We start from the raw sequence: 13,905 nt of genomic DNA, 5'->3' as shown, positions 1-13,905 counted from the left end.
AGAAGGAGCGCCCATGACCCCGATCGACCCCGCCGCCACCGGCAGCATGGGCACGCCCGACCCCTTGGCACTGGACTACCAGCGTTTCCTGCAGCTGGGCAGTCGCCGTGCGCCGCACACGCTGTACGTGCACGAGCGCGGCTATCGCTCCGGCACCATCAACACCGACGCCCTGGGCATGCGCTACAGCCATTGCGCCGGCAAGCGCTTCTCGGTGGCCGAGCGCGGCGGCGCGGCGCGGGTCAACCTGCTGGTCGGCGGCTCCACCGCCATGGGCATCGGCGCCAGCTCCGACGAGCACACCGTGGCCTCGTACCTGTCGGTGCTGACCGGCGAGATCTGGCTGAGCCTGGCCGGCTGCGGGCTCAACGCCACCCAGGAACTGCTGATGTTCCTCACCCACCAGCACCGCTTCGGCCAGATCGGCCACGTGGTGGTGCTCAGCGGCCTGAACACGCTGGCCCAGGAGGCCCTCGCCGAGGTACTCGCCGGCGCACAGGACCCGCACCGGGCGCAGGCCTACCAGGACTTTCTCAATCGTTTCAACGAAGGCGTGCAAGCGCCCGGAGAGGCTCGCCGCGAGTCGTTCTGGCAACGCCTGGGCCAGCTCTTGGCGCCAGCCCGGGAAACACACTGGCCGCAAGTGGAGCCGCTATCAAGCCCGGACAAGCGCCTGATTCGCGCTGCCGATGCCGTGGGCCGTACCCTGCGCCAGTGGGACCGCCTGCTGGCCGACGGCCACACCACCCTCACCTTCATCCTGCAGCCGCTGCTGCCCTGGTGCCGCGAGGCAGTGCCCAAGGCGGAACAGGCTGTGCTAGCCAAGCTCGAGCGCCAGCCGTCGAACTTCGACCGCCTGCTCGGCGACACCTTCGACAGCCAGCTGCACATGGCCTTCTTCCGCCGCATCAAGAGCCAGGCCGACCCGGTTCCCTGCTACGACATGAACAGCATGCTCAGCAGCTCGCCGGTGTTCGCCGAGCACCTGTTCGTCGACCGCCTGCACTTCAATGATTTGGGTAACAACGCACTGGCCAAGGTGATCACCGCCAAGCTGGGGCTGGCCCAGGAAAGACAGGCCCTGCGCAAGGTCGCGCCGATCAAGCTGGTCTGATGGCCGCACGCCGGGCTTTCGGGGAGGGCACGCGGATGGATAGAATAGGCCGTCGTCGCTCCTGATCCGCCCGAGGCACCGTGTAATTGCCATGACCACTCCCGCCGTCCCCTCGCTTCTGGCCCGCCCCCGCGCCTGTCTGGCCGCGTCGTTGCCGTTGCTGTTGGCCGCCACAGCCGCCCAGGCCCTGGACGTGAGCATCGACCCCCATGCCGACCTGCTCTATCGCCAGGCATTGCCGTTGCTGGAGCAGGCTGACAGCCAGGTCGACAGCGCCAGCCCGCTGCGCACCGCTGGCGGCGACCCCGAGCTCAGCCGCCAAGGCCAGGCGCTGGCCCACACGCTGCCAACGGCGGTGGCCCTGCTGAAGAGGTCCGTGGCCCTCGGCCACCCCGTGGCCCAGTACCGCCTGGCGCTGTACTACACCACCTATCTGCCGGCAGGACAGATCGCCGAGGCAGCCTGCCCGTTGCTGGAGGCCAGCCTCAAGCAAGGCTTCGCCCCGCCCGCGCTGGCCATCGCCCACTGGTGTTCGCCGTACAATGCCAGCCCCGCCTACCGTGAGGCCCTGGAGGCGGTCCCCAGCATGGCCACCCTGTACGCCGCCTACTACCCCCAGCCGGCCACCCGCCTGGCGTGCAGCCGCACCCGCCCGCAAGGCCTGCAAATGCAGTGGGGGCGCCAGCGCGACTACCAGGCCGAGATCTACCGGCTGCTCGGTGAGCTCGACCCCCGCCAGCGCCAGGCCTTCCTGCAGAAGGCGGTGGAGATCAACGGCTGCGCGGCGGCGCAACAGCGCCTGACCAGCAACCGCTGAGCCTCGCTACACAGCGATACATAAACCCACCGCCCCCGACACACTGCCGATACCCCCGCCCTACACACTCCCGGCCACAACAGCGCGACGGCACCCCGCCGTTGCCGCCTGCACCGGGAAGCCTGCCCATGAAAGCCCTGCCACTGTTTGCTGAATGGAAGCTGTTCAACGCCCTCGACCACACCGGCAACTGGAGCGCCGACCTGCCGTTGCGCCTGTTCCTGGCGTGGGAGTTCTTCGAGTCGGGCTTGGAGAAGTTCAACGGCGCCAACTGGTTCGCCGACCTGCAAGGCAGTTTTCCGTTCCCGTTCAACCTGCTGCCGGCGGACCTCAACTGGCAGCTGTCGATGTGGGCCGAATTGATCTGCCCGCTGCTCCTGCTGCTGGGGCTCGGTACCCGGCTGGCCTCGGCGGTGCTGATGGTGGTGACGGTGGTGGCGATTGCCGCGGTGCACTGGCCGAGCCAGTGGTCGAGCCTGGCGGAACTGGGACGGGGGTATGCGATCACCGACCAGGGTTTTGGCAACTTCAAGCTGCCGCTGATCTACCTGGTGGCGTTGTTGCCGTTGCTGTTGAAGGGGGCTGGAAGATTGAGCCTGGATCACTGGCTGTGGCGGCGGCGCTAAAACCATCGCGGGGCAAGCCCGCCCCCACGAAGCGACAACTTCGAGGAAGCGGGCTTCGTGGGAGCGGGCTTGCCCCGCGATAGGGCCCTACGCTACCCCTGACTCATCCCGCCGATGCGCCCACTGATACAACGCCGGCAATACCAGCAAGGTCAGCGCAGTCGACGACAGGATCCCGCCGATCACCACCGTCGCCAACGGCCGCTGCACCTCGGCGCCGGTGCCGGTGGCCAGGGCCATGGGGATGAAGCCCAGCGACGCCACCAGCGCGGTCATCAGCACCGGCCGCAAACGTGTCAACGCGCCCTCTTCCACTGCCGCGCGCAGGCCCCGGCCTTCCTCGCGCAGGTTGCGAATGAAGGCAATCATCACCAGGCCGTTGAGCACCGCCACGCCCGACAACGCGATAAAGCCCACCCCCGCCGAGATCGACAGCGGGATATCCCGCAGCCACAGCGCCAACACCCCGCCGGTCAAGGCAAAGGGGATGCCGGTGAACACCAGCAGGCCATCCTTGAGGTTGTTGAACATCATCAGCAGCAAGGCCATGACCAGCAGCAGCGAGACCGGCACCACCACCCGCAGGCGCTCGGCCGCCGACTGCAGCTGCTCGAACTGGCCACCCCAGCGGGTCCAGTAGCCCGGCGGGATCTGCACCTGGTCGATCAGCGTCTGCGAGGCCTGTTCGACGAACGAGCCCAGGTCACGCCCACGCACGTTGGCGCTGACCACCACCACGCGCTTGCCATCCTCGCGGCTGACCTGGTTGGGGCCCAGCTGCAGATTCAGGGTAGCCACCTGCGAAAGCGGGATGAAGCCGATCTGCGAGGCACCTGCGGCCGCGCTGGCCGGCACCGGAATCAGCAGGCTGGACAGACCGTCGACATCGGTGCGCAGCGCCTCCGACAGGCGCACCACCATGTCGAAACGGCGGTCGCCTTCGTATAGAGTGCCGGCAGTGCGCCCCCCCACGGCGATGGCGATGGCGTCCTGTACGTCGCCCACGTTCAGGCCGTAACGGGCCGCCTTGTCACGGTCGATATCGATGGTCAGCACCGGCAGGCCGGTGGTCTGCTCGACCTTCACCTCGGAGGCTCCCGGCACCTGCTGCAGGCTGGCGGCGATCTGCGCGGCGGTGCGGTTGAGCACCTCCATGTCGTCGCCGAACACCTTCACCGCAACATCGCTGCGCACCCCGGAGATCAGCTCGTTGAAACGCAGCTGGATCGGCTGCGACAGCTCGTAGTTGCTGCCCGGCACGCTGGCGGCGGCGCGCTGCACCTCGGCGATCAGCTCATCGCGCGGCTTGCCCGGGTCCTGCCATTGCTCGCGGGGCTTGAGCATCACGTAGGCATCGGAGATGTTCGGTGGCATCGGGTCGGAGGCGATCTCGGCGGTACCGGTACGGGCGAACACCCGCTCGACTTCCGGCACCTGGGCGATGATGGTCTTCTCCAGGCGCTGCTGCATGTCCACCGACTGCGACAGGCTGGTGCCCGGCACGCGCAGGGCCTGCAGGGCGAAATCACCCTCGCTGAGGCTGGGGATGAACTCGCTGCCCATGCGGCTGGCCAGCACGCCGGACAGCAGCACCAGGGTGGCGGCGCCGGCGAAGGCCAGGTTGCGCCGGCCCAGCACCCACTCCAGCACCGGGGCGTAGCGGCGGCGGGCGGTGCGCATGACCACGCCCTCCTCCTCCTTCACCTTGCCGGTGACGAACAGCGCCAGGGCCGCCGGCACGAAGGTCACCGAGAGGATCATTGCCCCCAGCAGCGCCATCACCACGGTGAACGCCATGGGGTGGAACATCTTGCCCTCGACCCCGGTCAGGGCAAAGATCGGCAGGTACACCACCATGATGATCAGTTGCCCGTAGATCAGCGGTCGGCGCGCCTCGCGGGCGGCGGCGAACACTTCGTGGAAGCGCTCGGAGCGGGTCAGCATGCGACCATGATGCTGCTGGGCATGGGCCAGGCGGCGGATGGCGTTCTCGACGATCACCACCGCGCCGTCGACGATGATGCCGAAGTCCAGCGCGCCCAGGCTCATCAGGTTGGCGCTGACCTTGTTGCTGGACATGCCGGTGAAGGTGAACAGCATCGACAGCGGGATGACCATGGCGGTGATCAGCGCCGCGCGGATGTTGCCCAGGAACAGGAACAAAACGGCGATGACCAGGATCGCGCCTTCGATGAGGTTCTTCTTCACCGTGGCGATGGCTTTTTCCACCAGGTTGGTGCGGTCATAGACGGTGATCGCCACCACGCCCTTGGGCAGGCTGCGGTTGATCTCCTCGAGCTTGGCCGCCACCGCCTGGGACACCGTGCGGCTGTTCTCGCCGATCAGCATGAACACCGTGCCCAGTACCACCTCGCGACCATTCTCGGTGGCCGCGCCCGAGCGCAGCTCCTGGCCCAGCCCGACCTGGGCGACATGGCTGACGCGGATCGGCGTGCCATCGACGCTGGAGATGACAATGTTGGCGATGTCCTCGGCCGAGGCCACCTGGCCCGGGGCGCGGATCAGCAACTGCTCGCCGTTGCGCTCGATGTAGCCGGCGCCGACGTTGGCGTTGTTGCGCTCGAGCGCCGCGACCAGGTCGTTGAGGGTCAGCTTGTAGGCCGCCAGGCGCTTGGGCTCGGGGGCAATCAGGTACTGCTTGGCATGGCCGCCGATACTGTTCACCTCGGCCACGCCCGGCACGTTGCGCAGCTGCGGCTTGATGATCCAGTCCTGGATCACCCGCAGATCAGTGGCGGTATAGGGCGTGCCGTCGTCCTTCAGCGCGCCCTCCTTGGCCTCGACCGTCCACAGGAAGATCTCGCCAAGGCCGGTGGAGATCGGGCCCATGGCCGCTTCGATGCCTTCGGGCAACTGCTCGCGGGCCACCTGCAGGCGCTCGTTGACCAGCTGGCGGGCGAAGAAGATGTCGGTGCCGTCATCGAAGATCACCGTCACCTGGGACAATCCCGAGCGCGACAGCGAGCGGGTCTGCTTGAGGCCCGGCAGGCCGGCCATGGCGGTCTCGATGGCGAAGGTAATGCGCTGCTCGGTCTCCAGGGGCGAGTAGCCGGGCGCGGCGGTGTTGATCTGCACCTGCACGTTGGTGATGTCGGGCACGGCGTCGATGGGCAGCTTCTGGTAGCTGTGAATGCCCACGGCGGCCATCAGCACCACGGCGAGCATCACCACCAGGCGTTGCTCGATGGCGAACTGGATAAGACGTTCGAACATGAATGGCGTCCCCGGTCAGTGGCTGTGTTCGGCCGAGCCTTTGCCCAGCTCGGACTTGAGGACGAAGCTGCCGGCGGCGGCGACCACGGTGCCGGCGGCCAGCCCCTCGCGCACTTCCACCTGGCCGGCGTCGCGGCGCCCGGTCTTGACCGGACGGGCCTCGAAGCCCTCGTCGGTGCGGGCGAACACCACGGTCTGCTCTTCCCAGGTCTGCAGGGCGCTTTCCGGCACCACCACGGCGGCGTCGAAACGCTCGACGGTAACCGCGATGTTGACGAACAGCCCGGGGCGCCAGGCGCCATTGGGGTTGGCCAAGGTGGCGCGCACGGTAGCGGCGCGGTTCTGCTCGCCGAGCAGGCTGCCGACGTAGTTGACCTTGCCTTCCACCTGGGCACCGAGGTCCGGCGCGCTGACGCTGACGCCACGGCCGCTGACCACCTTGTCCAGGTCGCGTGGAGCAACGGCGAAGGTGGCCCAGACCCGACTGAGGTCGGACAGCGTGAAAGCGTTGCTGGTCTCGTCCACCACCTCGCCCACAGTCAGGTGCTTTTCCACCACCACCGCGTCGAACGGCGCGCGCAACTCGTAGCGGTTGCCCTTGCCGGCCGGCGCCACGGCGGCGACCTTCTGCCCGGCGTTGGCGGCGGCGATCTCGGCCTCCTGCAGCGCCTGGCGGGCCTGCAAGTAGTCCTGTTCGGCGCTGATGCGCTCCTGCCACAGCTGCTTCTCGCGCTCGAAGGTCAGGCGCGCCAGTTCCAGGCGGCGCAGGGCGGCCTGCTGCTCGCTGCGCAGTTCGGAGATCTGCTGGCTGGCGATCACCGCCAGCACCTGGCCACGCTTGACCGCCTGGCCCAGCTCGGCCTGCACCGACTCGACCACGCCGGGGACGCGGGGCACCACGTGGGCGGTACGGTCCTCGTCGAAGCGGATCTCGCCGGGGAAGCTGATGGCGGTGCCCAGGGTGCGCGGGCCGGCGGTGGCCAGCTGCACGCCGGCGGCCTGGATCTGCTCGGCGGAGAGGTGCAGCTGGCCCTCCTCGTCGGCATGTTCCTCTGCCTTTCCTTCTTCATGGCCATGGCCTTCCTCGCCATGGTCGTCGTGCTGGGCCTGGTCGCTACCGGCCTTGCCGAGGGTGCCGGTCCAGGCCGCGCCACCGAGGCCGAGAACGGCCAGGGCAGCGGCGAGGATGGCGAGCTTGCGTGGGTTGGTCATTGTTGCTCCTGCTGGAAAAGTCGTTGCAGTTCAGGGCCCATCGCGGGGCAAGCCCGCTCCCACGCATTCCCGTGGGAGCGGGCTTGCCCCGCGATGGGTCGAAGCTCAAAGCTCGCCGTAGATTCGTTCCACCTGCGCCCGGGCATCGGTCGCCTGGGCCAGCGCCTCGAGGTACAGCCCGCGTGCCTCGATCAGCGTGCGCTGGGCATCGAGCACATCGAGGAAGGCGAACTTGCCCATCTCGAAGCCACGAGTGGCGGTGTCCACCGCCTGCTGGGCGGCGGGCAGGATGGTGCGGTCGTAGGCCTGGACCTCACCCATGGCCGTGCCCCACTGCTCCAGGGCGCTGCGGGTTTCGCTGCGCAGGCGCAGGTCCACGGCGTTGCGCAGGTCGCGGGCCTGGTCGGCGCGGCGGGCGGCGGCCAGCACGTTGCCCTGGTTGCGGTCGAACAGCGGCAGCGGCATCGACAGCCCGACCACGTTGACCCGCTCACGGTCCTCGCGGCTGTACTGGCTGCCCAGGCTGACGGTCAGGTTGGGAATGCGCTGAGCCTTCTCGGAACCGAGGCTGGCATCGCCACGCTCGATCTGCGCCGCGGCCAGGCGCCAGTCGGCAGTCTGCTCGACCTTGGCCAGCAGGTGCTCGGCCTGCGGCGCCGGGCCGGGCGAGAGGTTGCTCGCATCAAGCCGGTCGAAGCGGGCCTCGGCACTGCCCGTCAGGCGCGCCAGGGCCTGGTTGGCCACGCCATGTTCAGTGCGTGCCCGACGCACCGCCGCCTCGGCCTGGGCCAACTGGACCTGGGCACGGGTGGCCTCCACCGGTGAGGACTGCCCGGCCCGCACCCGCCCTTCCACCACTCGCAGGCCGCGTTCGGTCAGCGCCTGCGATTGTTGCGCCAGTTCCAGCGCGGTCTGTGCCCGCAAGGCGGCATGGAAGGCCTGGATCACATCGGCGCGCAGGCTGTTGCGCTGGCGTTCGAGCTCCAGCCGGGCGATCGCCTGGCCGGCTTCAGCGACTTCGATTCGCGCGCCACGCTTGCCGCCCAGCTCCAGGGCCTGGCTGAGGGTCACGGTGGTGGTGCTGGTGTCGCGGCGGGTGTCCTCGACTTCCCAGGACAACTCGGGGTTGGGGATCAGCCCGGCCTGGCGGCGCTCGCCCTCGGCGATGCCGATCTCGCGGCCGATGGCGGCGAAGTCCGGGTTCTGGGCAAAGGCGGCGTCGAGCGCCTGGTCCAGGCTCAGGCCCTGGGCGCCGGCAGGGCCGGCCAGCAACAGGCAGAGCAAGGCGATCTTGCGGGGGATGGGCACGGCGGAAGTCCTCGTCGACAAGCGGCGGAATGCTTTGGCGAGGGACTTTAGGCAGGGGTGGTTATCGAGGGGGTGGCGTGAAGATTACAATTCTGTAATCCGCCACCGGGGCGTGGGTCGCAACCGGTCCATGCCGCCGTGGCTGTGCAAACAGCGCGAAAGATGGCATATATCCAGGACTGCCCCCTCATCAGGAGACTTCCCCATGCTCGGCGTGACCGACTACGGCGCCTTCGTGATCGCCTTCCTCATCCTCCTGGCGATCCCCGGCCCCGGCAACTTCGCCCTGATCACCGCCACCGGCAAGGGCGGCATCAAGGGCGGCCTGGCGGCCACCTTCGGGGTGATCCTCGGTGATCAGGTGCTGATGTGGCTGGCGGTGGCCGGCGTCGCCACCCTGCTGGCCGCCTACCCGGCCGCCTTCCACGTGGTGCAGTGGGCCGGCGCCGCCTACCTGGCCTGGCTCGGCCTGCGCATGCTGCTGAGCAAGCCCGGCGGCGCGCCGCGCGACAGCGGCATGGCCAGCGGCCGCTACCTGCGCCAGACCATGATGATCACCCTGCTCAACCCCAAGGCGATCATGTTCTACATAGCGTTCTTCCCTCTGTTCATCGACCCGGTGCGCCACCAGGGCGTGGTGACCTTCGCCTTCATGGCGCTGACCGTGGCCGGCCTGACCCTGCTCTACGGCCTGGTGGCGGTGCTGCTGACCCACCGCCTGGCCGAGCGCATGCGCGCCAGCCCGCGCATTGCCAACCTGCTCGAACGCCTGGCCGGCGCCTGCCTGGTGGGCTTCGGCATCAAGCTGGCGGCAATGCGCTGAAGTTCAGGCGTCGCGCAGCAGGTCGTGGGCGTCGAGCAGGCGGAAGGCCACCTGCGGATTGCGCTCCAGCCCGCGACGGATGGCGGCGGGGATCGACTGGCGGGTCTTGCGGCACAGGCCTGTCTGCGCCGCAAGCTCGATGACGATGCCGCGCATGGTGCGCACTTCGTTGAAGCCCGGGGCGATATGCACGCGGATGCCCAGTTGTTCGTAGAGGCGTGCCTGCAGGCGCTGCAGGTCCTCCAGATCCTTGAGGTTTTCCAGGCGTTCGACCAGGCGCTTCTCCTCCTCGCGGGTGAGCAGCAGGATGCGTCGCTCGGGGCCGTCGGCCAGGCGTTCGCGGCCGCAGTCGCAGGCGCCCGGCGGACAAGGATGGCGTTGGGGAGGCAGGTTGGTCATGGGGCAAGGATAGTCGTTACTCGACGACTGCAGGAAGAGGCCGCGACCTGTCCTGACTATCCTCCCGTCAACAGACTCCGGTCGAACATGAACGCCCCGCTCCCCTGCGGGGTATGCCGGTACAGTTGCTGTGGCCGCCCCAGCCTGGGCTGGTTCTTCTCTCCGGTGTCCTGCACCCAGCCTTCGCTCTTCATGCGCTCCAGGCGTTTGCGCATTGAGGTGTTGTTGACCGGTTGCCCCAGGCACGCCTGCGCGGCGGCCAGGGCATCCAGCACGGTGAACCGCTCGGGTGCCAGGTACATCGGCAGGTTGGTGTACACGGCCTTGGCTGCCAGCCGTTCATAGGCGCGCTCGACCAGCAGGCGATGGTCGAACGGCAATGGTGGTTCATTATCAAGGACGCCTTGCAGATCGAAGAAGGCAGTCTGCGCATCCTCCACCAGGACCGCAGGGTCGAGCAACGCCAGGTAGTAGGTGCTCAAGGTCCAGCCCCGAGGATCGCGGGTCCCATTGCCCTCGGTGCCGACCTGCTCCAGGTGGCGCGGGTATACCTTGGCCTTTTCCGCAAGGGCCCGGCAGGCGGCGGCATCCAAGTTGTTGTCGGGCGTACGGCCATTGACAATGACACCCGGCAGGGCCCACTGACCCTTGTAGGGCTCTCGCTCGCGCGGATGCAGCAACACCTCCAGGCGCTGGCTGTGCGGCGACAGGCGCAAGGCGACGATATCGACACTGGCCAGGACTTCTGCTGTGTTCACGCAACGGTTCCTCATCAAGACCCCTTATATTCCACCAGGGCGATTAAATCGATCAAGCCTCATCACCTGAATAAAAATAATCTTGACACACTTAATACACCAGGTGAAATATATACCCATTCCAGCTGAGGAGCCTCCTCCGATGAAGATCGCCAGTTTCGATGTCGACGCGCAGAATGGCTTCACCGCCAACGCCCCCAAGGAGCTACCGGTGCCCGGTGGCCACCTGATCGCACCTGCGCTCAATGCCATGGCCCGGCGCGCCTCGCTGCGCCTGGGCAGCAAGGACGCCCACCCGGCCAACGCCGCCTGGGTGGTCGCCGAGCCCGGGCAGATGCTGCAACCATTGCCCCTGGCCAATGCCGACCTGACCTGGGTCAGCCACTGTGTTCCCGGCACGCCGGGCTTCGAGCTGCTGCCCGGCCTGCCCGCCCCCATCGACTACGACTACTTCGTCTGGAAAGGCGTCGAGCCGGACCTGCACCCCTATGGCGCCTGCTACCACGACCTGGCCGAGCGCCGCTCCACCGGCGTCATCGAGTTCCTCAAGGTGCAACAGGTCCAGGCGATCATCGTCGGCGGCCTGGCATTGGACTACTGCGTGCGCACCACTGCCCTGCAACTGCGCCGCGCCGGTTTCGAGGTGCTGCTGTACCTGCCGGCCTGCCGCGCCCTGAGCGCCGAGGGTGCACAGGCGGCCTGCGATGAAATGGCCAGCACCGGCATCCACCTGTGCGCCGACGAACAGGCCCTCGACACCCGGCTCGACCAACTCAAGGAGGACCGCCCATGAGCGACAGCGTCTTTGGCCCACGGATCATCCAGAACCTGCTGGACACCGATTTCTACAAGATCACCATGATGCAGGCGGTGCTGCACAACTACCCCAACGCCGAGGTGGAATGGGAGTTTCGCTGCCGCAACGACGAGGACCTGGCGCCCTACCTCGCCGAGATCCGCTACCAGGTCGAGCAGTTGGCCGATGTCTCGGTCACCCATGACCAATTGGCCTACCTGGAGAAGATCCCGTTCATCAAGCCGGACTTCATCCGCTTCCTCAGCCTGTTCCGCTTCAACCTGCGCTATGTGCAGGTCGGCCTCGACGATGCCGGGCAACTGGCGATCCGCGTGCGCGGCCCGTGGCTGCACGTGATCCTGTTCGAGATCCCGCTGCTGGCGATCATCAGCGAGGTACGCAACCGCTACCGCTATCGCGAGGTACTGATCGAGCAGGTCGGCGAGCGCCTGTACCAGAAACTCGACTGGCTCAGGGCCGAAGCCAGCGACGACGAGCTGGCCGGTCTGCAACTGGCCGACTTCGGTACCCGCCGGCGATTCTCCTACCGGGTACAGGAAGAAGTGGTGCATATCCTCAAGCGTGATTTTCCCGGGCGTTTCGTCGGTACCAGCAACGTGCACCTGGCCCGCGAATACCAGATCAAGCCCATCGGTACCATGGCCCACGAATGGTTCATGGCCCACCAGCAGCTCGGCCCACGGCTGGTGGACAGCCAAGCGGCGGCGCTGGAGTGCTGGGTGCGCGAGTACCGCGGCCAGCTGGGCATCGCCCTGACCGACTGCATCGGCATGGACGCGTTCATGAAGGACTTCGACCTGTACTTCGCCAAGCTCTTCGATGGCTTGCGCCATGACTCGGGCGATCCGCTGGCCTGGGCCGAAAAGGCCATCGCCCATTACCAGCGGCTGGGTATCGATCCGCGTGGCAAGACGCTGATCTTTTCCGATGGGCTGGATTTCCAGAAGATGCTCGAGCTGTACCGTGCGTTGAATGACAGGATCCATGTCAGCTTCGGCATTGGTACCAACCTCACCTGCGATATCCCCGGGGTAAAGCCGATGAACATGGTGATCAAGATGACTGCCTGCAACGGCGCGCCGGTGGCGAAGATCTCCGACAGCCCGGGCAAGACCCAGTGCCGGGACGAGAATTTCGTGGCATACCTTCGCCACGTGTTCAAGGTGGCATGACCTTTGTGGGAGCGGGCTTGCCCCGCGATGCCTTACCGGCCCTGATCGCGGGGCAAGCCCGCTCCCACAAAGCCCCTCCTATAAAGGCCACTCCCACCATTGGCAGCCAGGCTTTTTCGCCCGCCCCCTCGTTGCCACGCACATTTGCTTGTATGGTGTTGTCCAAGAAGGATGTTTTACCCGCACAGGAAAGACCAGATGCCCCAACGCAATGTCATCAACGCCTCCGTCAGCCCCAAGGGCAGCCTGGAGACGCTGTCGCAACGTGAAGTCCAGCAACTGAGCGAAGTCGGTACCGGCAGCCTCTACACCCTGTTCCGCCAGTGCGCCCTGGCCATCCTCAACACCGGCGCCCATGTCGACAACGCCAAGACCATTCTCGAGGCCTACAAGGACTTCGAGGTACGCATCCACCAGCAGGACCGCGGCGTGCGCCTTGAGCTGCTCAACGCCCCGGCCGACGCCTTCGTCGACGGCGAGATGATCGCCAGCACCCGCGAAATGCTGTTCAGCGCCCTGCGCGACATCGTCTACACCGAGAGCGAGCTGGCCAGCCAGCGCATCGACCTCGAGAGCTCCCAAGGCCTCACCGACTACGTCTTCCACCTGCTGCGCAACGCCCGCACCCTGCGCCCGGGCGTCGAGCCGAAGATGGTGGTGTGCTGGGGCGGCCACTCGATCAGCAGCGAGGAATACCAGTACACCAAGAAGGTCGGCCACGAACTGGGCCTGCGCAAGCTGGATGTCTGCACCGGCTGCGGCCCGGGCGTGATGAAGGGCCCGATGAAGGGCGCCACCATCGCCCATGCCAAGCAGCGCATGCACGGCAGCCGCTACCTGGGCCTGACCGAGCCGGGCATCATCGCCGCCGAGGCGCCCAACCCGATCGTCAACGAACTGGTGATCCTGCCGGACATCGAGAAGCGCCTGGAGGCCTTCGTCCGCGTCGGCCACGGCATCATCATCTTCCCCGGCGGCGCCGGCACCGCCGAGGAGTTCCTGTACCTGCTCGGCATTCTCATGCACCCGGACAACCAGGACCTGCCGTTCCCGGTCGTGCTCACCGGGCCGCGTAGCGCCGAAGCTTTCCTGCAGCAGTTGCACGCCTTCGTCGGCGCCACCCTCGGCGAGGCCGCCCAGCGTCACTACCAGATCATCATTGACGATCCGGCCGAAGTGGCCCGGCAGATGGTCGAGGGGCTCAAGGCGGTCAAGCAGTTCCGCCGCGAGCGCAACGACGCCTTCCACTTCAACTGGCTGTTGAAGATCGACGAGGGCTTCCAGCACCCGTTCGACCCGACCCACGAGAACATGGCCAACCTGGCCCTGCGCCGCGAACTGCCGCCCCATGAACTGGCGGCCAACCTGCGCCGGGCGTTTTCCGGGATCGTCGCCGGCAACGTCAAGGACAAGGGCATCCGCCTGATCGAGGAGCACGGGCCGTACCAGATCCGTGGCGACGCGGCGATCCTCGACCCGCTCGGACGCCTGCTGCAGGCGTTCGTCGACCAGCACCGCATGAAGCTGCCCGGCGGGGCGGCGTATGTGCCGTGCTATGAGGTGGTGGCCTGAGGTAGCCGCTCCAATGGAGCAAAAAGTCATGCTGTGATTGAGCGGGGCAGTGT

The 13,905-nt window shown here is 67.1% G+C and carries 12 protein-coding genes; 7 read left to right on the top strand and 5 right to left on the bottom strand.

Features of this window, described 5'->3' with window-relative positions; genetic code table 11:
• Positions 1 to 13 precede the first annotated feature (13 nt).
• From K2O50_RS11365 to K2O50_RS11355, 3 genes are all read left to right on the top strand, one after another.
• Positions 14 to 1,114 carry a hypothetical protein gene (locus K2O50_RS11365; RefSeq protein WP_050705135.1) on the top strand — a complete coding sequence of 367 codons (1,101 nt, stop codon included), beginning with the start codon at positions 14 to 16 and terminating at the stop codon, positions 1,112 to 1,114.
• A 91-nt stretch (positions 1,115 to 1,205) separates the two neighbouring features.
• The gene (locus K2O50_RS11360) at positions 1,206 to 1,931 is read left to right on the top strand and encodes a hypothetical protein (RefSeq protein ID WP_050705134.1); all 726 of its coding nucleotides are present in this window, start codon (positions 1,206 to 1,208) and stop codon (positions 1,929 to 1,931) included.
• Between the two features lie 128 nt (positions 1,932 to 2,059).
• Entirely contained in the window at positions 2,060 to 2,557 is a 498-nt protein-coding gene (locus K2O50_RS11355; protein WP_050705789.1) for a DoxX family protein, read from the top strand.
• Positions 2,558 to 2,644: 87 nt separating this feature from the next.
• Here K2O50_RS11355 and K2O50_RS11350 read toward each other — a convergent pair whose 3' ends face one another.
• From K2O50_RS11350 to K2O50_RS11340, 3 genes are all read right to left on the bottom strand, one after another.
• Entirely contained in the window at positions 2,645 to 5,791 is a 3,147-nt protein-coding gene (locus tag K2O50_RS11350) for an efflux RND transporter permease subunit (protein WP_050705790.1), read from the bottom strand.
• A 15-nt stretch (positions 5,792 to 5,806) separates the two neighbouring features.
• Positions 5,807 to 7,003, bottom strand: coding sequence for an efflux RND transporter periplasmic adaptor subunit (locus tag K2O50_RS11345; RefSeq protein ID WP_050705791.1), 1,197 nt, complete (start codon positions 7,001 to 7,003; stop codon positions 5,807 to 5,809).
• A 105-nt stretch (positions 7,004 to 7,108) separates the two neighbouring features.
• Positions 7,109 to 8,311 (bottom strand): TolC family protein, encoded by a 1,203-nt coding sequence (locus K2O50_RS11340; protein ID WP_050705792.1) that lies wholly within the window; start codon positions 8,309 to 8,311, stop codon positions 7,109 to 7,111.
• A gap of 205 nt (positions 8,312 to 8,516) precedes the next feature.
• Here K2O50_RS11340 and K2O50_RS11335 point away from each other — a divergent pair, with 205 nt between their 5' ends.
• Entirely contained in the window at positions 8,517 to 9,134 is a 618-nt protein-coding gene (locus K2O50_RS11335) for a LysE family transporter (protein ID WP_050705793.1), read from the top strand.
• A 3-nt stretch (positions 9,135 to 9,137) separates the two neighbouring features.
• On the opposite strand, the gene K2O50_RS11330 is transcribed toward K2O50_RS11335, so the two are convergent.
• Entirely contained in the window at positions 9,138 to 9,533 is a 396-nt protein-coding gene (locus K2O50_RS11330) for a hypothetical protein (protein WP_050705794.1), read from the bottom strand.
• A gap of 56 nt (positions 9,534 to 9,589) precedes the next feature.
• On the bottom strand, positions 9,590 to 10,291 hold the full coding sequence (locus tag K2O50_RS11325) for an NrtR DNA-binding winged helix domain-containing protein (RefSeq protein ID WP_050705795.1): 702 nt from the start codon (positions 10,289 to 10,291) through the stop codon (positions 9,590 to 9,592).
• A 142-nt stretch (positions 10,292 to 10,433) separates the two neighbouring features.
• On the opposite strand from K2O50_RS11325, the gene K2O50_RS11320 reads away from it, so the two are divergent.
• The 3 genes from K2O50_RS11320 (at position 10,434) to ppnN (ending at position 13,852) form a co-directional block, all read left to right on the top strand.
• A complete protein-coding gene (locus K2O50_RS11320; RefSeq protein ID WP_050705796.1) occupies positions 10,434 to 11,084 on the top strand; it encodes a nicotinamidase in 651 nt (216 codons plus the stop codon).
• The gene (gene pncB, locus K2O50_RS11315) at positions 11,081 to 12,280 is read left to right on the top strand and encodes a nicotinate phosphoribosyltransferase (protein ID WP_050705797.1); all 1,200 of its coding nucleotides are present in this window, start codon (positions 11,081 to 11,083) and stop codon (positions 12,278 to 12,280) included. Before K2O50_RS11320 ends, pncB begins: the two co-directional genes overlap by 4 nt.
• A 198-nt stretch (positions 12,281 to 12,478) precedes the next feature.
• Positions 12,479 to 13,852, top strand: a complete 1,374-nt coding sequence (gene ppnN, locus K2O50_RS11310; protein WP_050705798.1) for a nucleotide 5'-monophosphate nucleosidase PpnN — start codon at positions 12,479 to 12,481, stop codon at positions 13,850 to 13,852.
• Positions 13,853 to 13,905: the final 53 nt, after the last annotated feature.

Source organism: Pseudomonas sp. 2hn (genome assembly GCF_019646095.1).
Taxonomy (GTDB): domain Bacteria; phylum Pseudomonadota; class Gammaproteobacteria; order Pseudomonadales; family Pseudomonadaceae; genus Aquipseudomonas; species Aquipseudomonas peradeniyensis.
The sequence above is the reverse complement of the archived record's forward strand: the minus strand, read 5'-3'. Positions and strand labels throughout refer to the sequence as shown.